This is a genomic window from Pseudomonas fluorescens group sp. PF-1 (genome assembly GCF_054481335.1).
Genome location: NZ_JBTMNG010000002.1, coordinates 1,574,068 through 1,594,429 on the forward strand (window position 1 = coordinate 1,574,068; position 20,362 = coordinate 1,594,429).

The window sequence follows — 20,362 nt, forward strand, 5'->3', positions numbered from 1 at the left end:
TTGCCATCAGGTACGGTGTCCACTTGAGGCCGGCGGTGTGTTCATAGGGAGTGTCGAATGAAAGCCTGGCGTGTCGTCGTGATCGCCTTGTCGTTCCTGCTGCTCAGTGGCTGCCTGGTGACCTTCAAGGAGCCGCTGCCCACGAACGAGCCCGCGCCCAAAGGATTGCTCGGCAAATGGACCAGCACCAACGCCTGGGGTGAGCCGCTGAATCTGGAGTTGACGCGCGTCGGTGAAAATCAGTATCAGGCGGTCAGCTACTTTCGCGCCAAGCCCAAGGAGCGCGAAGCCTATCCTTTCACGGTGTCGCGACATGGCAATCGCTGGTATCTGTCGGCGAAAGTGCCCGCGCAGTTCGGCGGGCATTTCACGATTGCCGGCTTCGAACTGACCGACAAACATGAACTGGTGGTCTACAACCTCGACCTCGAGCAGATCAACCAGGCATTGCAGCAAAAGGCCCTGAGCGGCGATGGCTTTCAAACGATCGAAGGCGATGGCGTGTTGATCAACAGCAACATGGGCCAGGTGTCCGCTTACCTCGACGACCCGGCCAACTCCGATGTGTTCGTCGAAGTGGTGCGTTATCAGCGTCAGGCCAAGGCCAAATAAACCCAGCACACAACGCATTCAACAGGAGTTTCGGGTGGACGATTACCAGCAGTCGATACGCATTTTGTCCGATCGCATTGTGCTGGCGCAGACGCCGATCCGCGTCCTCGATGCGGTCAAGTGGGACGACAACATCCGCCAGCGTTTCCTCAAGGCCAAGGGCAAGGAATTGCCAGCGGTGGACCGCGACTATTACCTGAATCGGCCGCTGTCCTTCGACTCCAGCAAAGTGAAGCTGGAGTTCCAGAACATTGAGCGCGACATCACCCGCCAGCTCGGCCAGTTCAACCCGGTCGGCCAGATCATGCGGCGCATGTGCAAGGAATACCGGATGGTGGTGCGCATGCTCGAAGCGCGCGGCACCGAGGATTTCGGCCTGATTTCCCAGGAGTTGTACGGTGCCGCGTCCGACGCGTTCCACGCCGGTGACCCGACGCTGTCCGACCTGGGGCTGATGCTCTCCGATTACCTGAACAACATCGACGGCCGTGGCGACCTCAAGGATGAACCGAAGACGCTGACGGCCAAGGATGCGGTGGAAATGCTGCAGCATCGCTTGAACAAGGTGTTCGGTGAGGCCGAGGAGACCATCCGGGTGTTCGAGTCCGACGGGATCGTCGCCGATGCGGCGGCCGGTGCCGACTACATCAAGATCCGCGCCGACGCGATGTTCAACCAGCGTGATGTGCGTGCCCTGGAAGTCCATGAAGGGCTGGTGCACGTCGGCACCACGCTCAATGGCCTGAACCAGCCGATCTGCACTTTCCTGGCCAAGGGCCCGCCCTCGTCGACGGTGACCCAGGAAGGCCTGGCGATCCTGATGGAAATCATCACCTTCGCGTCCTATCCGAGTCGCCTGCGAAAACTGACCAACCGTACCCGCGCCATTCATATGGTGGAGGAGGGTGCCGACTTCCTGCAGGTGTTCGAGTTCTTCCGCGAGCAGGGTTTCGAAATGGCGGAAAGCTACAGCAACACCAGTCGCGTTTTCCGGGGCTCGGTGCCGACAGGTCTGCCATTTACCAAAGACTTGTCCTACCTCAAGGGCTTCATCATGATTTACAACTACATTCAGTTGGCCGTGCGCAAAGGCAAACTGGAGCAGATCCCGTTGCTGTTTTGCGGCAAGACCACGCTGGAAGACATGCGCACCCTGCGGCAGTTGGTGGATGAAGGGCTGGTGGTACCGCCCAAGTACTTGCCGGAGCAGTTCCGCGACATGAATGCGTTGTCGGCGTGGATGTGCTTCTCCAACTTCCTCAATCACCTGAGCCTGGACCGGATCGAGGCGGATTACTCCAACATCCTGTAGCGGTAAGCCATGGACCATTGTGGGAGCGAGCCTGCTCGCGATAGCGGTTTTACATTCAACATTAATGTTGCCTGATGCACCGCCATCGCGAGCAGGCTCGCTCCCACAGGGTTCGGCCTTCTTCTTTTTTGCGAGGTTTCAACGGATGAGAATCCTCGGCGTCATCTGCCTTCTCCTGGCCTTGAGCGGTTGCAGTTCGCTGCTGTTCTACCCTGAACCCGGCCAGTTGTTCACCCCGGAAAAAGCCGGGCTCGAATACCGTGACGTCACCCTGACCACGGCCGACGGCCTGTGCCTGCATGCCTGGTGGTTGCCGGCCAAGCAGGGTGTCGAGGTCAAGGGCACGGTGTTGCACCTGCACGGCAATGGCGGAAACCTGCCTATGCATCTGGGTGGCAGCTATTGGTTGCCGGAAAAGGGTTACCAAGTGTTGCTGGTGGACTATCGCGGTTACGGCCTGTCCGAAGGCGAGCCAAGCCTGCCGGCGATCTACCAGGACATCGACGCCGCATTCAAATGGCTTGACCAGGCCCCGGAGGTCAAGGGCAAGCCGTTGATCCTCCTCGGTCAGAGCCTCGGCGGTTCGATGGCGGTCCATTACCTCGTGCAACACCCCGAGCGGCAGAAACAACTCAAGGCGTTTGTGCTCGATGGCGTGCCCGCCAGTTATCGCAGTGTCGGTCAGTTTGCCCTGAGCCACTCATGGCTGACCTGGGCGTTTCAGGTGCCGTTGTCGTGGCTGGTGCCGGACGGCGACAGTGCGATCAACTCCATGGCGCAGCTCAATGGCGTGCCGAAATTGATCTACCACAGCATCGACGATCCGATCGTGCCTCTTTCCAACGGCATCCGTCTGTATCAAGCTGCGCCGCCGCCGCGGGTGCTGCAACTGACCCGTGGCGGTCATGTGCAGACGTTCGCCGACCCGGTCTGGCGCAAAGTCATGCTGCGTTATCTTGACGATCCACAGCATTTCAACGGTTTGCGCCGCCTGGGTGAAATCCCCAATTACCCGGCGCCCGAACATTCTGAAGATGAACCACCAGAGAGTCCGCAATGAGTGAAGAACGTAACGCCATCCCGCTGATCATCACCGGTATTTGCAGCATCCTCGGCACTGTCGGTGCCCTGTGGTGGTACGGCTACCTGCACTTCGCCAAGCCTGAAGATGCGTTGCTGCTCAACGAATTCACCATGCTCAAGACCGTGCCGGGTGAGGATTACAAAGTCTCTCTGGAACCGGCCGCCCAGGTGGCGCAGTGCATCGATGGCGTGCTGGTGCTGTTCGACACGGAGCAGAAAGGCCTGACCGGGGTGCTGATCGACAGCAAGAAAAAAGCCGTGCGTTGCATGGGCCAGGAAACGCCGCAGAAGCTGCAACCCTGAATGGAAATCAAATGTGGGAGTCAGTCTGCTGGCGATCGCGATGGAACACTCAACACTCCGGTTGACTGATACACCGCTATCGCCAGCAGGCTGGCTCCCACAGGGGGTGTTACTTGGCACTCACCGCCGAACGCGGAATCACCGGTTGGTTATCGTTGGAAATCGTCACTTCCACCCGACGATTCTGTGCCCGTCCCGACACGCTGGTGTTATCCGCGACCGGGTATTCCTTGCCATAACCCTGGGCGACGACGCGGGTCGGGTCGACGCCCATTTTCACCAGCGCCATGCGCACGGAGTTCGCGCGTCGTTCCGACAGTGACTGGTTGTGCGATGCCGTACCGGTGCTGTCGGTGTAGCCCTCGACGATCACTTTGCGGTCGGGGTTTTCCTGGAGGTATTGCGCCAGTTTGTTGATGTTCATCAGGCCATTGGATTTCAGCTCGGCCTTGTCGGTGGCAAACAGTACGTCACCGAAGGTCACCAGTGTGCCGCGATCGGTTTGCCGGGCGTTGAGGCTGTCCTGCAATTGCTTGATCTGCTGGTCACGCGCATCCAGGCGGGCCTGGGCACGTTGCGCAGAAGCGTTTTTAAGGTTGGCTTCCGCAGTACGCAGGGCGATGGTCTGTTTTGCCACTTCCACACGCTGGTTGGTCAGATAGGCCAGTTGATCGACTTTGGCCGGGTCTTCCTTGTCCAGATAGGCCTTGTCGGCCTTGTCCAGATAATCACTGGCATCCTTGGTTTCCAGCGCCGCGACTTTGCTCGCCTGCGGGTTGGCTTGCAGGCCGGAATAGTTGGTGCGGGCCTGTTCAAGGTTGGCGTTGGGCGGCGTGGAGCACGCCGCCAGGGCAACACTGGCGGCCAGCAGGGCAGGGATCATCAATTGTTTGGCATTCATGCACTTGGAAATCATGGTTTCGTCCTTTTAGTCGAGTAAGAAATACGTCATGCCGCGCCGTTACTGAACGGTGCGCTGGCTTTCCTGACGCAGTTCCTGAACCCCTTGGCGAGAGTCCTTCACCGCTTGTTCGGCTTTCATCGCCTGCGCCTTGCGTTCCGCCACGCGAGCGTCCCATTCGGCTTGCTCGGCCAGGGTTTTCGCCTGCTCGTATTTCTTGTCGTGCAGGGCGATTTCGGCTTGTTTGAGCTTGTCTTGCGCCGACTTCATTTCCACTGCGGCGAATTCCGTGCCGCCCGCGCTGACAGCGTTATTGACCGCTGACTCGGTGACGGCGAATTGCTCGGTGGGCGGGTTACCGGCGCAACCGGCCAGCACGAGACTGCCGCCGAGGGCGAGGGCTGCCATTTTCAGGCCATGCAGAGGGGTGGATGATGATTTGCCACTAGCGGTTTTCATGATCTTCAACTCCATTGGGCTAACTCCTGAACAACTAAAAAATCCATCCTGGGCAAAGGAGCCGCGACTTACGGTTTCGAGGGGATTTGATACGGCCGTCCCAGGCGTGGTTACTGGGTTGACCCGAGGAGTTTTTCAAAAGTTCAGAGAAATTAATCAGGGGCGGGGGCTGGTGTTTGCAGGAGCGAGCCTGCTCCGGGCGGCGTTCCGACGATGGACTTCGACGTCAGGTATCACGCGTTTCGTTGACGACCATCGCGAGCAGGCTCGCTCCTACAAGGGGATTATTCGTAGGCAGAATCAGTGTTTTTGCTTGTCGTTGCCTGCTGACAATTCATGCAAATGACGACGGGACAAGGCGAGAAAACGAGGGGTCGGGCCGACGTCCTCGTACAGTGGATCACCTTCTTCATCAGTGGCCACCACGGTCGAGCCCTTCACATAGGGAAAGCTCTTTTCCAGTTCTTCCAAAGCGGCGCCGATCAGTTCACCGAGCAGCTCCTCGGGCTGCCGTTTGGGGTACATCTCGGTAATGGCCGCCAGGCGTGCGGCGGCTTCCACGTCCAGATGAATCGTGTAGCCCGTCTGGGTCAGGCGACCCTTGGCATTTTCTTCCCAATGCTGGGCCAGTTCGCGGATTTTCATAATGACCTCATTGCGCTCCTGCTCGTGGCAGGCCGGGTGAGTGTCCGGCTTTGGCCGGTGACAGCCGCAGTACGGCTCATCATTCAGACTAGCTTTAACGCTCAAGGTTTAAAGTCCCTTCGTCGTCTTGCTTGTAAGAAGCGCTCTGGAGCGGCACTCTTTAAGCTCATGGCCGCCCGGATTGTTCGCTGGAGAACTGCTGATGACCGATATTGATGCACGCTTGCGCGAGGATGTTCACCTGTTGGGTGAGCTGTTGGGCAACACCATTCGTGACCAATACGGGGACGGCTTCCTCGACAAGATCGAGCAGATCCGCAAGGGGGCCAAGGCCGATCGCCGCGGTTCCATGGACGCCGAGCTGAGCGCCAGCCTCAACCAACTGACCGAGGACGAGTTGCTGCCGGTGGCGCGGGCGTTCAATCAGTTCCTCAACCTGGCCAACATCGCCGAGCAATATCAGCTGATTCACCGCCGCGAAGAATCCAGGCCGGCACCGTTCGAAGCGCGTGTGCTGCCGGAACTGCTCGCCCGCCTGCGCGCCGAAGGTCATGGCGCCGAGTCCCTGGCCCGGCAATTGGGCCGGCTGGAAATCGAGCTGGTCCTCACGGCACACCCGACCGAAGTCGCGCGTCGCACACTGATCCAGAAGTACGATGCCATCGCCGCGCAACTGGCGGCCCTGGACCATCGCGACCTGACCGGCGCCGAGCGCGAGCAGATCAAGTCGACGCTGCAACGCCTGATCGCCGAGGCTTGGCACACCGAAGAGATCCGCCGTACACGCCCGACACCGGTCGATGAAGCCAAATGGGGCTTTGCGGTGATCGAGCATTCGCTGTGGCAAGCCATCCCCAATTACTTGCGCAAGGCCGATCAGGCCCTGCATGCCGCCACGGGCCTGCGTTTGCCCCTGGAAGCCGCGCCGATTCGCTTTGCCTCGTGGATGGGCGGCGACCGCGACGGCAATCCGAACGTGACGGCCACCGTCACTCGCGAAGTGTTGCTGTTGGCGCGCTGGATGGCAGCGGATTTGTACCTGCGCGACGTTGATCAGCTCGCCGCCGAGCTTTCGATGCAGCAGGCCAGTGATGAGTTGAAAGCCAAGGCCGGCGACAGTGCGGAACCCTATCGCGCGGTACTCAAGCAATTGCGCGATCGCCTGCGTGCGACGCGTAACTGGGCTCACACCGCGTTGACGACCCCAGTGCCCGCACCGGCCGATGTCCTGCAGAACAATCGGGAACTGCTCGATCCGCTGGAGCTGTGCTACCACTCGCTGCATCAATGCGGCATGGGCGTGATCGCCGACGGTCCGTTGCTCGACTGCTTGCGCCGGGCGGTCACCTTTGGCCTGTTCCTGGTGCGTCTCGATGTGCGCCAGGACTCCTCGCGGCACAGTGCGGCCATGACCGAAATCACCGATTACCTGGGCCTGGGTCGCTACGAAGACTGGAGCGAAGAAGAACGCATTGCCTTCCTGATGCGTGAACTGAACAACCGTCGGCCCTTGCTGCCGCCTCACTACAAACCGTCCGCCGACACCGCCGAAGTGCTGGCGACCTGTCGCGAAATCGCCGCTGCGCCAGGGGCATCCCTCGGCTCGTACGTGATCTCCATGGCCGGCGCCGCATCCGATGTGCTTGCCGTGCAACTGCTGCTCAAAGAGTCTGGCGTGTTGAGGCCGATGCGCGTGGTGCCGTTGTTCGAAACCCTCGCTGACCTGGACAACGCCGGGCCGGTGATCGAGAAACTTCTGCTGCTGCCGGGCTATCGCTCGCGCCTGCAAGGGCCGCAGGAAGTGATGATCGGCTATTCCGACTCCGCCAAGGACGCCGGCACCACGGCGGCAGCCTGGGCGCAATATCGGGCGCAGGAACGGTTGGTGGATATCTGCCGCGAGCAGCAAGTGGAGCTGCTGTTGTTCCATGGTCGCGGCGGTACCGTGGGCCGTGGCGGTGGTCCGGCTCACGCGGCGATTCTGTCGCAGCCACCGGGGTCGGTCGCGGGACGTTTCCGCACCACCGAGCAGGGGGAAATGATTCGATTCAAATTCGGTCTGCCGGACATCGCCGAACAAAACCTCAATCTGTACCTGGCAGCGGTGCTCGAGGCGACCTTGTTGCCGCCACCGCCACCGACGCCCGAGTGGCGGCATTTAATGGACGAATTGGCGGCGGACGGTGTCAGCGCCTATCGCGCCGTGGTGCGGGAAAACCCGCAGTTTGTCGAGTATTTCCGCCAGTCCACTCCGGAACAGGAGCTCGGACGCTTGCCGTTGGGCAGCCGTCCAGCCAAACGCCGGGCCGGCGGTATCGAGAGCCTGCGGGCGATCCCGTGGATCTTCGGCTGGACCCAGACGCGCCTGATGTTGCCGGCCTGGCTGGGTTGGGAAGCGGCATTGAGCAAGGCACTGGAGCGCGGTGAAGGTGAACTGCTGGGGCAAATGCGCGAGCAGTGGCCGTTTTTCCGTACGCGCATCGATATGCTGGAAATGGTCCTGGCCAAGGCCGACGCAGACATCGCCCGGTCCTACGATGAGCGCCTGGTGGAGCCTCAATTGCTGCCATTGGGTGCGCACTTGCGCGACCTATTGTCGCAGGCATGCGCTATCGTCCTGGGGCTGACGGGACAGTCGCAGCTACTGGCACATAGCCCTGATACCCTTGAATTCATCCGTTTGCGCAATACCTACCTTGACCCGCTTCATCTATTGCAGGCGGAGTTGTTGGCACGCTCGCGACAACAGGATGTGGCGCAGGGCAGCCCGGTAGAACAGGCATTGCTGGTGTCCGTGGCAGGGATTGCCGCCGGTTTGCGTAATACAGGCTAAGATTTTTTGCCGTGGAGTCGGGCAGGCGCGAAAGTGCGGCCAGGCGACAGTTATTGATGGGGTTGCGACTAGGGGAACCGCGCCAAAAGGTCGCAGGAGGCAGCGGTTTCTCCGACTTTTGGCGGCTTGTGTGGGCGCAGCCTGCTGTGTATCTTGAGCAGCCTTTGACCGTTTGGACGGTCACGACCCTGTTTTTGAGATTGGCCCCATGAGGCGAATCTGACGTTATCCATATAAAAAATTGAGGAGCACATCGATGCGCGTCATTCTGCTGGGAGCTCCCGGGGCCGGTAAAGGTACTCAGGCTAAGTTCATCACCGAGAAATTCGGTATTCCGCAAATCTCCACCGGCGACATGCTGCGCGCTGCGGTCAAGGCCGGCACCGAGCTGGGCATCAAAGCCAAGAGCATCATGGATGCTGGCGGCCTGGTATCCGATGACCTGATCATTGCACTGGTCAAGGACCGCATTGCCCAGTCCGACTGCGTCAACGGTTTCCTGTTCGACGGTTTCCCGCGCACCATTCCCCAGGCTGAAGCCCTGGTGGAAGCCGGCGTGGAGCTCGATCACGTGGTTGAAATCGCTGTCGACGACGAAGAGATCGTTCAGCGTATTGCCGGTCGTCGAGTGCACGAGGCCAGCGGCCGTGTGTACCACACCGTCTACAACCCGCCGAAAATCGCCGACAAGGATGACATCACCGGTGAGCCGCTGGTGCAGCGCAAAGACGACACTGAAGAAACCGTGCGTCATCGCCTGTCGGTCTACCATTCGCAAACCAAGCCGCTGGTGGACTTCTACCAGCAGCTGTCCGCCAAAACCAATGGCAAGCCGAAGTACAGCCACATCGCTGGCGTTGGCTCGGTAGAAGCGATCACCGGCAAGGTGCTTGAAGCGCTGAGCTGAAAAGTCTGATCGGCTTCATCTTCTACGGCCCGCTTGCGGGCCGTAGTTGTTTATACTGACGCACTTTTTTCTGACCTCTCTTACGGATACATCGATGAGCACCTTGCTGGCCCTGGACACCGCGACTGAAGCTTGCTCCGTTGCCTTGCTGCACGACGGCAAAGTCACGAGTCATTACGAGGTGATCCCGCGCCTGCATGCGCAGAAGCTGTTGCCCATGATCCAGCAGTTGCTGGCCGATGCCGGGACCACGCTGCAAGCGGTCGACGCCATTGCTTTCGGTCGCGGACCGGGCGCATTCACCGGCGTGCGTATTGCCATCGGTGTGGTGCAGGGCCTGGCGTTCGCGCTGGATCGCCCGGTGTTGCCAGTGTCGAACCTGGCCGTACTGGCCCAGCGTGCGTATCGCGAGCATGGCGTCAGTCAGGTCGCGGCGGCCATTGATGCGCGGATGGACGAGGTGTATTGGGGCTGCTACCGCGAAACGGCGGGGGAGATGCGACTGGCCGGGGCTGAGGCGGTATTGGCTCCGGAAGTCGCAGCGTTGCCGGCCGACGCCAGTGGCGAATGGTTCGGCGCGGGCACCGGTTGGGGCTATGCCGAGCGCATCGGCGTCCAACTGAGCGGTCAGGACGCCGGCATGCTGCCCCACGCCGAAGACTTGCTGACGCTGGCGCGGTTTGCCTGGGCGCGTGGCGAGGCAATAGTGGCCGATGAGGCGCAGCCGGTTTATCTGCGCGACAAGGTGGCGACGCCCAAGGCGCGGTGACTGGCTGGATCGAGGTGGTCCCATCGCGAGCAGGCTCCCACGGGAGTCAGTCTCGCTCATACACTTTGTGAGCAACCTCAATCCTTGTAGGAGCGAGCCTGCTCGCGATGGCGATTTCAGGAACACAGCCAATCGTCAGTTTCTAACCCCCGCTTTTAAACCTTTTGCTCTTTATGTGTTCTAGTTATCACTCGGCGGTTTGCGAAGTGGGCGATGCGCCACTAAACTGCCATCACTGATACCGAGCATACAATTATGCGTATAGACGGCCTTTCTTCTCAGTCCTACCCCATCAAGCGCAAGCCTCGCAAAGGCCCTGTGGTGGAAGACGAGTCCGTCGATATCGACGGCGAGCTGGAGTTTCCGTCCGAAGAGCAGATGGCCGCCCGAGCCGCCAAAGCCTCGGCGCAAAAATTGAGCAATCTCCCCGCCCGTCAGCAGGACATGATTTACCACCGTGCCATGAGCAAAAGTGTGGCGATGGCCCTGGCCAGCTACCTGAGCACCGCCGGTTTCGTCGATTGGGATGGCGAAGTGCTGGGTCTCGACCTGTACATCTGATGGTGCTGCCTTACTACCTGGGTTGCCCGTCCTGGAGTGAAAACGCCTGGCGCGAGTATTTGTACCCGTCAGACGCCAAACCCGCCGAATTTCTGAGTCTTTATTCCCAAGTGTTCAACGCCGTGGAAGGCAACACGACCTTCTACGCCAGCCCGGCGGTCACCACCGTGCAGCGCTGGGCCGAAACCCTGCCCGAACACTTTCGCTTCACCGCCAAGTTTCCCGGTGACATCAGTCACGGCGGTGACCTGCGTGAGCAACTGACCGCCGCCGAAACCTTCACGCAATTGCTCAGCCCGCTCGGCGCCCGAGTGTCGCCATTGTGGTTGCAGCTATCGAAAAGCTTTACGCCACAACGTTTGCCCGAGTTGGCCGGATTTATCGATGCCCTTGAGCGGCCGTTGGCGGTGGAAGTGCGGCATGACGAATTCTTCGCCAAGGGTGATAGCGAACGTGAGCTCAATCGCCTGTTGCTGGATCGCGGCGTCGAGCGCATTTGTCTCGATCCGCGCGCGCTGTTCAGCTGCACATCGACGGACTCTTCGGTGCTCCACGCCCAATCGAAGAAGCCACGGGTCCCACCGCGTCCGGCGGCATTCACGCAATGTCCTCAGGTGCGTTTCATCGGCCATCCACAGCTGGAAGCCAATGATCCGTTTCTGTTGCCCTGGGTGGAGAAAATCGCCTTGTGGATCGAAGAGGGGCGCACGCCTTACATCTTCCTGCACACCGCCGACAACGTGCTGGCGGCGAAACTGGCGCAGCGCTTCCACGCCAGATTGATGCTGCGTCTGCCTGGCTTGCCGCCGCTGCCTGAGCTATACAGAGAGCCCGCCGCCGAGCAACTAGGCTTGCTCTGAAGCGGATTCGTTCGCCTTTTCAGGAGCCTGCCAATGGACGCGCAAACCCTTCGAGCCCAAGCCTTCAAAGCCCTGCACGAGCGCAAAGGCGCCTTTGTGATTCCCAATCCGTGGGACGCCGGTTCGGCGAAAATGCTCGCCAGCCTGGGTTTCGAGGCGTTGGCGACCACCAGTGCCGGTTATGCCTTTTCCAGGGCGCGTCCCGACGGCGGGCTGACCCTCGACGAAACCCTGTTGAACGTTCAGGCGATTGTCGCGGCCAGCGATTTGCCGGTGGCGGTCGATCTGGAAAACGGCTTTGCCGACAGCCCGGCCGAATGCGCGAAGAGCATTGTGCGGGCGGCGCAAGTGGGGGCGGTTGGTGGTTCGATTGAAGACGCCACCGGGCGTGAAGAAGGCCCGATCTACTGCTTCGAACATGCCGTGGCGCGCATCGAAGCGGCCGTCGCCGCCGCACGCGGTTTGCCTTATCCGTTCACGCTGACCGCGCGGGCCGAGAACTTTCTGCACGGCAATCCGGATCTGGCCGATACCATTCGCCGCTTGCAGGCGTTTGCCGAGGCCGGTGCCGACGTGCTCTATGCGCCGGGCCTGCGCAGCGCTGAAGACGTATTGGCGGTGGTCCGCGCCGTGGCGCCGAAACCGGTCAACGTGTTGATGTCCGGTGGCCTGAAGCTATCGGTCGAGCAGTTGAGTGAGATGGGCGTCAAGCGCATCAGCGTCGGTTCGGCGCTGGCATTGGCAGCCTATGGCGAGTTCTTCCGCGCCGCCCAGGAGATCCGCGATGCAGGCACGTTCGGCTTCACATCGCGCTCCATGCCGTTCCAGCAGGCCAATTCATTGTTCAAGGACTGAGCTGCGCAGGGAGCTGAGGGTCAGGCGGCCAGACGCAGGTTCTGCAGGATGATCGGGCGTGCCCAACCGTTATCGAAGTCGAGTTGCTTCTGCTGTTCGATCAGTTCTTCGGGGGAGAAGGGCGGGAAAGGCTTGTCCAGCAGATCGAGTTCGAACTCGGCGATTGGCAGGTGCAGCGGACGCGGCTGCGGCGCCGGGCCGGCTTCGGGTTCAGGTTGACCGGCAGTCAGCACGATCGGGCGTACCCAGCCGCTTTCGAAGTCCTGTTGTTTCTGCTGCGCGGCGATTTCTTCCGGCGGGAACGGTGGGAACGGCTTGTCGGCCAGGTCCATTTCGAATTCGGCGATCGGCAGGAACAGCGGCTCTGGCGGACGAACTTCGTTGTCCTTCACATCACATTCGCGCTGGGAAACGATGTGTGCCAGCAGGTCGCTGCCAACGGTAGGCTCAACCGGGCTTTCGAGATCGACCGGTGGAAAGTTGAGAGATTGCGGCAGCGCATCACCCGACTGATCGGCCAGCGCACGGGCAAAGAAATCCTGCCAGATGTGACTGACACCGCTCAGTGCCTGGGTATTTCGCAGGTTGTAATTGCCGTAAGGCGAGATAAAACCTGTGATTGTGGGTTGAATGTCTGACATTTCTCTCGGTCGACGCTCAGCTCTGGCAAAATGCTCGATAGTTTTGTTATCGGCAGTTTTTGCCGATCATTAATTTTTTGAGCGTGTTTTCTGATGAATGATCAACCTGCGGTCTGCCGCATCCATGTCGAGGCCCTGGACGCGGCGTTCGAGCCGCAAGCCGAGCAGTGGGCCGAGCGCCTGGGCCTGCCATTGCAGATGGCCGACGGTGAGTTTGCCTTGCAGGTGGGCGAGCAGGGTTTGCAGCTGCAACAATTGGGAGCGGATGCGCCGGGGCCGGTGCGCGTTGACTTTGTCGAGGGCGGCGCGGCCCATCGTCGGTTATACGGTGGTGGCAGCGGGCAAATGATCGCCAAGGCCGTTGGCATCGCTCAGGGCGTGCGTCCCCGTGTATTGGATGCCACGGCAGGGTTGGGCAAGGATGCGTTCGTACTGGCCAGCCTGGGGTGCGAGATGAGCCTGATCGAGCGTCAACCGCTGATCGGTGCCTTGCTTGAAGATGGCCTGGCCCGCGGCGCGGAAGATTTCGACGTGGCGCCGATCGTGGCGCGCATGCGTTTGCTCAAGGGCAACTCGATCGAGGTGATGCGCAACTGGGAGGGCGAGCCGCCGCAGGTGATCTACCTCGACCCGATGTTCCCGCATCGTGAGAAAACGGCGTTGGTGAAGAAGGAAATGCGCCTGTTCCGGCCGCTGGTGGGCGATGACCCGGACGCGCCGGCACTGCTTGAGGCGGCGTTGGCGCTGGCCAGTCATCGGGTGGTGGTCAAGCGACCGCGCAAGGCGCCGTGCATTGAAGGGCCCAAGCCCAGTCATGCGCTGGATGGCAAATCCAGTCGGTATGACATTTATCCGAAGAAGGCGCTCAAGCCTTAAGACCGAGTTGCCCCCATTGCGAGCAGGCTCGCGATGGCGTCGGCCATGACACGACAAATCCTTCAGGCCGGGTCAGGCCGATAAGCCCGCATAAACAACCCCACCACTTCCCGCACATGGCTCTCCGCCGCCTCGCCAACCGGCGGTTCACCGCAGCCATACAGCAAACGAAAATTACCCGCACCCTTGAGCAGGCAGAAAAAGTGCTCGGCCGCGTTGTGCGGTTTGTCGATGCTCAGCACGCCACTCTCGTTGATCCGGCTGAGCAACCGCTCCATGCCCTGCAGCATGCGCTGTGGCCCGGCCTCGAAGAAAATCTGCGAGAGCTTCGGGTCCTGGCTGCCCAGGGCCATCATCAATCGGTGCAGGTTCACCGACTCGTCGCTGTTGATCAGCTGATGAAACCCGCGTGCGATATTCAGCAGCACTGTTTCCACCGCCACGCCTTCCGGCAGCTCAAAGAACAGGGGAGGCAGTTGCTCCTCGCACTTGGCCATCACGGCGGCGGAGAACAGTGTTTCCTTATCGTTGAAGTGGCTGTAGACCGTCAGCTTTGACACGCCGGCCTCCGTTGCCACGGCGTCCATGCTGGTGCTGGCGTAGCCCTTGCTCAAAAACAGCGTTTTCGCGGCATCGAGGATCGCCCGGCGTTTGGCCAGATCCTTGGGGCGGCCTGGGCCGTTGGGTGCTGAAAGATTGTTCGGCATATTCGCTTTTATTACTGGACTGGTCAGTTTGCTATTAATAACATACCGGTCAGTATAATTATTCCAAGCACCATTAGCGAAAGGTCCTTCACCATGTTCCGCTATGTCTTGCCCCTCGCGTTGCCAGTCAGTCTGGCGTTTTTATTGTCTGCGTGCGGTCACGAAGAGGCGCCTCAAGTCAGCATTCGGCCGGCCATGGTGGTTCAGCCAGAGCCTTCGGCCCAGGCGATGGAAAGCTATCCCGGTGAAGTCCGCGCCCGCTATGAGCCCGACCTGGCGTTCCGGATTGGCGGCAAAGTCAGCCGACGACTGGTCGAAGAGGGGCAGCGCGTCAAGGCCGATCAACCGCTGGCGGAGCTCGATCCCCAGGACGTTCGCCTGCAACTGGAGGCCACGCGCGCCCAGGTCGCCGCCGCTGAAGCCAACCTCAACCTGGTACGTTCCGAACGCGATCGCTACAAGACCCTGATGGACCGTCAGTTGGTCAGTCGTTCGCAGTACGACAACGCCGAAAACCTCTATCGATCCGGCGAAGCACGCCTCAAGCAGATCAAAGCCGAGTTCAATGTTTCGACCAATCAGGCCAGCTATGCCGTGTTGCGTGCACCGCAGGACGGAGTGGTGGCCAAGCGTGCCGTCGAAGTCGGGCAGGTAGTGGCCGCCGGGCAAACGGTGTTTACCCTGGCCACCGATGGCGAGCGTGAAGTGTTGATCAGCCTGCCGGAGCAGAGCTTCGGCCGCTTCAAGGTCGGGCAACCGGTTTCGGTGGAGCTGTGGACGCAGCCGGATCAACGTTTTGCCGGGCACATCCGCGAACTGTCGCCAGCCGCCGATCCAAAATCCCGCACCTTTGCCGCTCGCATTGCTTTCACGGGCGGCAAGGTCCCCGCCGAACTGGGCCAGAGCGCCAGGGTGTTCGTGCAGACCGCCGAGGTGATTCCGCTGTCCGTGCCGCTTTCGGCGCTGACTGCGGAAAACGGCGTGACCTACGTCTGGGTGGTCAGCGCCAACAATACGTTGAAGAAGACCCCGGTGCGGGTCGGCGCCTTCGGTGAAAAAACCGTCCCGGTGCTCGAAGGTCTCAATGCCAGCGACTGGGTCGTGGCCGCTGGCGTCCATGTGCTTCTCGACGGGCAGCACGTACGCCCCGTGGATCACTCCAACCGCGTAGTCAATCTGGCGGACAAGGAGTAATCCCCGATGGGCTTCAATCTTTCTGAATGGGCGTTGCGTAACCGCCAGATCGTACTGTTCCTGATGCTGTTGCTGGCAGTCGTTGGTGCTCTTTCCTACACCAAACTTGGGCAAAGCGAAGACCCGCCGTTTACCTTCAAGGCCATGGTGATCCGCACCAACTGGCCGGGGGCAACGGCGCAGGAGGTCTCGCGCCAGGTGACCGAGCGCATCGAAAAGAAATTGATGGAAACCGGCGAGTACGAACGCATCGTGTCGTTCTCCCGGCCGGGTGAATCCCAGGTGACGTTCATCGCGCGTGATTCCATGCACTCGGTGGAAATCCCGGACCTCTGGTATCAGGTGCGCAAGAAGGTCAGCGACATCCGCCACACTCTGCCACCAGGCATCCAGGGGCCCTTCTTCAACGATGAGTTCGGTACCACCTTCGGCAATATCTATGCATTGACCGGCGAGGGTTTCGACTACGCCGTGCTCAAGGATTACGCCGACCGTATTCAAATCCAGCTGCAGCGGGTCAAGGATGTGGGCAAGGTCGACCTGCTCGGGTTGCAGGACGAAAAAATCTGGATCGAGCTTTCCAACGTCAAACTCGCCACCCTTGGCTTGCCGTTGGCGGCGGTGCAACAGGCGCTTGAAGAACAGAACGCGGTATCCACCGCCGGATTCTTTGAAACCAGCAGCGAACGATTGCAGCTACGGGTGTCGGGGAATTTTCAGACAGTCGATGAGATAAAGAACTTTCCGATTCGTGTCGGTGATCGCACCTTCCGCATCTCCGATGTGGCTGACGTACGCCGTGGCTTCAACGATCCTCCCGCACCGCGCATGCGCTTCATGGCGCAGGATGCCCTTGGTCTGGCCGTGGCCATGAAGGATGGCGGCGACATTCTGGTGCTGGGCAAGGCCTTGGAAGTCGAGTTCGACCGCATTCAGAAAAACCTCCCGGTTGGCATGCAACTGCGCAAGGTGTCCGACCAGCCTGCGGCAGTGAAAACCGGCGTCGGCGAGTTCGTCCAGGTGCTGGTGGAAGCGTTGGCGATTGTGCTGCTGGTCAGTTTTTTCTCCCTCGGTGTGCGCACGGGCATGGTGGTCGCCCTGGCGATCCCGTTGGTGTTGGCAATGACCTTCGCCTGCATGTATTACCTGGGCATCGGCCTGCACAAGATTTCCCTCGGTGCGCTGGTGCTGGCCCTGGGGTTACTGGTGGACGACGCGATCATCGCCGTGGAAATGATGGCGATCAAAATGGAGCAGGGCTTCGATCGCATAAAAGCCGCCAGCTATGCCTGGACCAGTACCGCGTTCCCGATGCTGACCGGAACGCTGATCACCGCCGCCGGGTTCTTGCCGATAGCCACCGCGCAATCGGGCACGGGCGAATACACCCGCTCGATCTTCCAGGTGGTGACGATCGCGCTGCTCGCCTCCTGGGTGGCTGCGGTGGTGTTCGTGCCTTATCTCGGGGAAAAACTCCTGCCGGACCTGGCGAAAATTCACGCCGCCAAACACGGCGCAGGCCAGCCCGACCCTTATGGCACACCGTTCTATCAGCGCGTCAGGCGTCTGGTGGAGTGGTGTGTGCGCTGGCGCAAAACCGTTATCGCCTTGACCGTGCTGTTGTTCATTGCGTCCATCGTGCTGTTCCGCTTTGTGCCTCAACAGTTCTTTCCAGCCTCCGGCCGACTGGAGTTGATGGTCGACCTGAAACTGGCTGAGGGCGCTTCCCTGAGCAACACGGCCAAGGAGGTCAAACGCCTGGAGGCGCTGCTCAAAGACAAAGCCGGAATCGATAACTACGTGGCCTACATCGGCACCGGTTCGCCGCGTTTTTACCTGCCGCTGGATCAGCAACTTCCCGCGGCGAGCTTCGCCCAGTTCGTGGTCCTGGCCAAGACCATCGAAGAGCGTGAAGCGCTGCGCACCTGGCTGATCGAAACCCTCAACGAACAATTCCCGGCCCTGCGCTCGCGGGTCACGCGCCTGGAGAATGGCCCGCCGGTCGGTTATCCGGTGCAGTTCCGGGTGACGGGCGAGCACATCGAGGAGGTCCGCGCACTGGCCCGCAAGGTCGCGGCCAAGGTTCGCGAAAACCCGCACGTGGCCAACGTCCACCTGGACTGGGAAGAACCGAGCAAAGTCGTGTACCTGAACGTCGATCAGGACCGCGCGCGGGCACTGGGCGTGAGCACGGCGAACCTGTCGAAGTTCCTGCAAAGTTCGCTGACCGGCTCCAGCGTCAGCCAGTACCGTGAAGACAACGAGTTGATCGAAATCCTGCTGCGCGGCACCTTGCGAGAACGCAGCGAACTGTCGCTGCTGCCAAGCCTGGCAGTGCCGACCGATAACGGTCGTAGCGTGGCGCTGTCGCAGATCGCAACGTTGGAGTACGGCTTTGAGGAAGGCGTGATCTGGCACCGTAACCGCTTGCCCAACGTGACGGTTCGCGCCGACATTTATGGCAAGGAACAACCGGCGACCCTGGTGCAGCAGATCTTGCCGACCCTGGAACCGATCCGCGCCGAGTTGCCGGACGGGTATTTGCTGGATGTCGGGGGCACGGTGGAGGACTCGGCACGCGGGCAGAACTCGGTGAAGGCTGGCGTACCGTTGTTCATTGTGGTCGTACTGACGTTGCTGATGCTGCAACTGCGCAGTTTCTCCCGCACGGCGATGGTGTTTCTGACCGCGCCGTTGGGTCTGATCGGGGTGACCCTGTTCCTGATGGTGTTCCGTCAGCCATTTGGTTTTGTCGCGATGCTCGGGACGATCGCGTTGTCAGGGATGATCATGCGTAACTCGGTGATTCTGGTGGACCAGATCGAGCAGGACATCGCTGCCGGTCTCAAGCCATGGCAGGCGATTATCGAGGCGACGGTGCGGCGGTTCCGGCCGATTGTATTGACCGCGCTGGCGGCGGTGCTGGCGATGATTCCGCTGTCACGAAGTGTGTTCTTCGGACCAATGGCGGTGGCGATCATGGGCGGGTTGATCGTGGCGACGGCGCTGACGCTGCTGTTTTTGCCAGCGTTGTATGCGGCCTGGTTCCGGGTCAGGAAAGAGCCGGCTTGATCTTTGGGCTTGGCGGCCTTTGGGCCGACCAGGCTCTTGGTGGATTGAGTACATATCCGTTGCTGCGGTAGTGGCGGCTGGCGGTTTCGCCCTTACGGCGACTTACTTTTTTTTCAAACGCCAAAAAAAAGATAAGCAAAAAAAGGCTCGCCCCGAGCGTCCGGCCCCTCGCTGGGGCTCGGGGTTCCTTCGCTGCGGTATCCATCCGGGGACACTGCCCTCCGGTCTGCTTCGCGACGACCTACATGCAGCGTGTTCGACTGCGTCGAACGGCGCTGCGCGCCACTCCCCGGATGCACACCTCCACTTAGCCTCCCGAAGGGGCGGGTGAATCAAGATCAAAAGCTGCAGGCGAGCTAACGCTCGGCCTGATGAGTGGTGAGGAGCAGGTGGGTGTACGCGGTCGTGCTTTTCTGTGGGAGCTGGCCTGCCAGCGAAGGCGGCCTGACAGCCGACCAATCACTTGCCGATGTACCCAATCCTTTGTGGGAGCTGGCTTGCCAGCGATGGCGGCCTACCAGCCGACCAATTCCCCTCGGATGTACCTGCTCCCCCAGGATTTATGTTTCGGCTCAGAGCGTACCAAACACCTTCTTCGCCAGGCTGGTCGCGGCGGCTGCCGGGTTCTGGCGGATGGTTTCTTCCTGTTTGCCGATCATTTCGAACAGGCCGTTCAATGCCTGTTCGGTGACATAGCTTTCGATGTTGGCGTTCTTGGTGTCGATCACGCCCATGGTCGCGGCCTGGCCGGCGAACGAGTTGTACTGTTGGGCCAGGCCGACATGGTCGGTGGCTTGCTTGACGATTGGCAGGAACTTGGCGCGGATCTGTTCGCGGCTGGTTTTGTTCAGGTACTGGGTGGCCGAGTCGTTGCCGCCACTGAGAATGCCCTTGGCGTCTTCCACGGTCATTTTCTTCACCGCATCCACGAGGATCGGTTGGGCCTGGACCACGGCGGTTTCCGCCGCTTTATTCATGCTGGCCTCCAGTTGATCGACCTGATCACCCATGCCGAACTGCTTCATTTTGCTGGCGACCTTGCCCAGTTTGCCTGGCAGTTCGATTTTTACGTCCGGGTTGTTACTGAAACCCCCTGGTGTGCCCAGTTGTTTCACGGCCAGTTGCGCGCCTTGGGTCAGCGCATCCTTGAGGCCGCCGGTGGCGTCTTTTTGCGACAGGTCGCTGAGGGACAGTGCCATGGCGTTGGCGCAGATCATCAAGCCAGCGCACAGGCCGGCGAAGCGGAGAGTGGGGCGGAGCATGGCAGCTTCCTTTCAAAAATGGGAGTTAGCGGACGGCGTTGACGCGGATTTTCAAAGGTTGTGGATCGCTGCCATCGAGCTGCACGGCATGATTTTCGGTGGTGATGAACAGTAATTTGCCATCGACTTCGATGCGCGCACTGACTGAATAGCGGTGACCCGGTTTAACCTGCGCCGGATCGTAACTCAGATGAAAGGGGAGAGGCACCTGACCTTTGATTGGGCCCTTCTGTTCGTCGAGGACTGTAGCCGGCGCATCGGCCAGCGACACGTCCTGCAAGCTCACGCTCAAGGTGGCGTCAGGGGGCAGGGCGATGCGTTGCAAGTAGAAGACTTCACCGTCCAGGCTGGTCTTGGCGGCAGGTTGTATCGATTGGCAAGCTCCAAGCAGAGCCGTCAGCCCCAGAAGCGAAAGTTTTTTCATGAGTGGAATCCAATGTCGTTGACGCCCGAAGAAGCTCGGCGCCAGCGACAATTTAGCGGAAACTTCCGGCAATATCGCCCGGCAAG

At 60.5% G+C, this 20,362-nt stretch carries 20 protein-coding genes; 13 read left to right on the top strand and 7 right to left on the bottom strand.

The features are described 5' to 3' along the window. Positions 1-57 precede the first annotated feature (57 nt). The 4 genes from ACX3YD_RS21800 (at position 58) to ACX3YD_RS21815 (ending at position 3,310) form a co-directional block, all read left to right on the top strand. Complete coding sequence (locus tag ACX3YD_RS21800) at positions 58-612, top strand: hypothetical protein (RefSeq protein ID WP_103403636.1); 555 nt, start codon at positions 58-60, stop codon at positions 610-612. A gap of 34 nt (positions 613-646) precedes the next feature. After that, positions 647-1,924 carry a flavohemoglobin expression-modulating QEGLA motif protein gene (locus ACX3YD_RS21805; protein ID WP_103403635.1) on the top strand — a complete coding sequence of 426 codons (1,278 nt, stop codon included), beginning with the start codon at positions 647-649 and terminating at the stop codon, positions 1,922-1,924. Positions 1,925-2,069: 145 nt separating this feature from the next. Continuing rightward, complete coding sequence (locus ACX3YD_RS21810) at positions 2,070-2,984, top strand: alpha/beta hydrolase (protein ID WP_458960969.1); 915 nt, start codon at positions 2,070-2,072, stop codon at positions 2,982-2,984. Next, positions 2,981-3,310: a hypothetical protein gene (locus ACX3YD_RS21815; RefSeq protein WP_047526246.1), complete on the top strand. Its 330-nt coding sequence runs from the start codon at positions 2,981-2,983 to the stop codon at positions 3,308-3,310. Before ACX3YD_RS21810 ends, ACX3YD_RS21815 begins: the two co-directional genes overlap by 4 nt. A gap of 109 nt (positions 3,311-3,419) precedes the next feature. Here ACX3YD_RS21815 and ACX3YD_RS21820 read toward each other — a convergent pair whose 3' ends face one another. The 3 genes from ACX3YD_RS21820 to ACX3YD_RS21830 all read right to left on the bottom strand — a co-directional run bounded on the left by ACX3YD_RS21820 (position 3,420) and on the right by ACX3YD_RS21830 (position 5,315). After that, positions 3,420-4,211: an OmpA family protein gene (locus tag ACX3YD_RS21820; RefSeq protein WP_103403666.1), complete on the bottom strand. Its 792-nt coding sequence runs from the start codon at positions 4,209-4,211 to the stop codon at positions 3,420-3,422. Positions 4,212-4,271: 60 nt separating this feature from the next. Then, positions 4,272-4,685, bottom strand: a complete 414-nt coding sequence (locus ACX3YD_RS21825) for a DUF4398 domain-containing protein (RefSeq protein WP_103403633.1) — start codon at positions 4,683-4,685, stop codon at positions 4,272-4,274. Positions 4,686-4,970: 285 nt separating this feature from the next. Further along, the gene (locus ACX3YD_RS21830; protein ID WP_103403632.1) at positions 4,971-5,315 is read right to left on the bottom strand and encodes a pilin assembly protein; all 345 of its coding nucleotides are present in this window, start codon (positions 5,313-5,315) and stop codon (positions 4,971-4,973) included. Positions 5,316-5,517: 202 nt separating this feature from the next. Here ACX3YD_RS21830 and ppc point away from each other — a divergent pair, with 202 nt between their 5' ends. From ppc to ACX3YD_RS21860, 6 genes are all read left to right on the top strand, one after another. Beyond that, positions 5,518-8,148 (top strand): phosphoenolpyruvate carboxylase, encoded by a 2,631-nt coding sequence (gene ppc / locus ACX3YD_RS21835; protein ID WP_090467417.1) that lies wholly within the window; start codon positions 5,518-5,520, stop codon positions 8,146-8,148. A 256-nt stretch (positions 8,149-8,404) separates the two neighbouring features. Further along, positions 8,405-9,055 carry an adenylate kinase gene (gene adk / locus ACX3YD_RS21840; protein ID WP_103403630.1) on the top strand — a complete coding sequence of 217 codons (651 nt, stop codon included), beginning with the start codon at positions 8,405-8,407 and terminating at the stop codon, positions 9,053-9,055. Positions 9,056-9,149: 94 nt separating this feature from the next. Beyond that, a complete protein-coding gene (tsaB, locus tag ACX3YD_RS21845; RefSeq protein ID WP_458960970.1) occupies positions 9,150-9,824 on the top strand; it encodes a tRNA (adenosine(37)-N6)-threonylcarbamoyltransferase complex dimerization subunit type 1 TsaB in 675 nt (224 codons plus the stop codon). A gap of 255 nt (positions 9,825-10,079) precedes the next feature. Continuing rightward, a complete protein-coding gene (locus ACX3YD_RS21850; protein ID WP_047526256.1) occupies positions 10,080-10,385 on the top strand; it encodes a hypothetical protein in 306 nt (101 codons plus the stop codon). Further along, positions 10,385-11,245, top strand: coding sequence for a DUF72 domain-containing protein (locus ACX3YD_RS21855; protein WP_458960971.1), 861 nt, complete (start codon positions 10,385-10,387; stop codon positions 11,243-11,245). Before ACX3YD_RS21850 ends, ACX3YD_RS21855 begins: the two co-directional genes overlap by 1 nt. 33 nt (positions 11,246-11,278) lie before the next feature. Beyond that, on the top strand, positions 11,279-12,100 hold the full coding sequence (locus tag ACX3YD_RS21860) for an isocitrate lyase/PEP mutase family protein (protein ID WP_458960972.1): 822 nt from the start codon (positions 11,279-11,281) through the stop codon (positions 12,098-12,100). 20 nt (positions 12,101-12,120) lie between these two features. Here the strand turns inward: ACX3YD_RS21860 and ACX3YD_RS21865 are convergent, their stop codons facing one another. After that, a complete protein-coding gene (locus ACX3YD_RS21865) occupies positions 12,121-12,741 on the bottom strand; it encodes a hypothetical protein (RefSeq protein WP_047526261.1) in 621 nt (206 codons plus the stop codon). 93 nt (positions 12,742-12,834) lie between these two features. Here ACX3YD_RS21865 and ACX3YD_RS21870 point away from each other — a divergent pair, with 93 nt between their 5' ends. Further along, complete coding sequence (locus tag ACX3YD_RS21870) at positions 12,835-13,617, top strand: class I SAM-dependent methyltransferase (protein WP_458960973.1); 783 nt, start codon at positions 12,835-12,837, stop codon at positions 13,615-13,617. A gap of 62 nt (positions 13,618-13,679) precedes the next feature. Here the strand turns inward: ACX3YD_RS21870 and ACX3YD_RS21875 are convergent, their stop codons facing one another. After that, on the bottom strand, positions 13,680-14,324 hold the full coding sequence (locus ACX3YD_RS21875) for a TetR/AcrR family transcriptional regulator (protein ID WP_047526266.1): 645 nt from the start codon (positions 14,322-14,324) through the stop codon (positions 13,680-13,682). A 93-nt stretch (positions 14,325-14,417) separates the two neighbouring features. On the opposite strand from ACX3YD_RS21875, the gene ACX3YD_RS21880 reads away from it, so the two are divergent. Both ACX3YD_RS21880 and ACX3YD_RS21885 read left to right on the top strand, forming a co-directional pair. Further along, positions 14,418-15,518 (top strand): efflux RND transporter periplasmic adaptor subunit, encoded by a 1,101-nt coding sequence (locus ACX3YD_RS21880; protein ID WP_103403623.1) that lies wholly within the window; start codon positions 14,418-14,420, stop codon positions 15,516-15,518. A 6-nt stretch (positions 15,519-15,524) separates the two neighbouring features. Continuing rightward, positions 15,525-18,590: an efflux RND transporter permease subunit gene (locus tag ACX3YD_RS21885; RefSeq protein WP_458960974.1), complete on the top strand. Its 3,066-nt coding sequence runs from the start codon at positions 15,525-15,527 to the stop codon at positions 18,588-18,590. A gap of 572 nt (positions 18,591-19,162) precedes the next feature. Here ACX3YD_RS21885 and ACX3YD_RS21890 read toward each other — a convergent pair. Together ACX3YD_RS21890 and ACX3YD_RS21895 are read right to left on the bottom strand one after the other, a co-directional pair. Then, the gene (locus tag ACX3YD_RS21890; RefSeq protein ID WP_047526271.1) at positions 19,163-19,852 is read right to left on the bottom strand and encodes a DUF4197 domain-containing protein; all 690 of its coding nucleotides are present in this window, start codon (positions 19,850-19,852) and stop codon (positions 19,163-19,165) included. Positions 19,853-19,877: 25 nt separating this feature from the next. Further along, on the bottom strand, positions 19,878-20,276 hold the full coding sequence (locus tag ACX3YD_RS21895; RefSeq protein WP_458960975.1) for a YbaY family lipoprotein: 399 nt from the start codon (positions 20,274-20,276) through the stop codon (positions 19,878-19,880). Between the last annotated feature and the right edge of the window lie 86 nt (positions 20,277-20,362).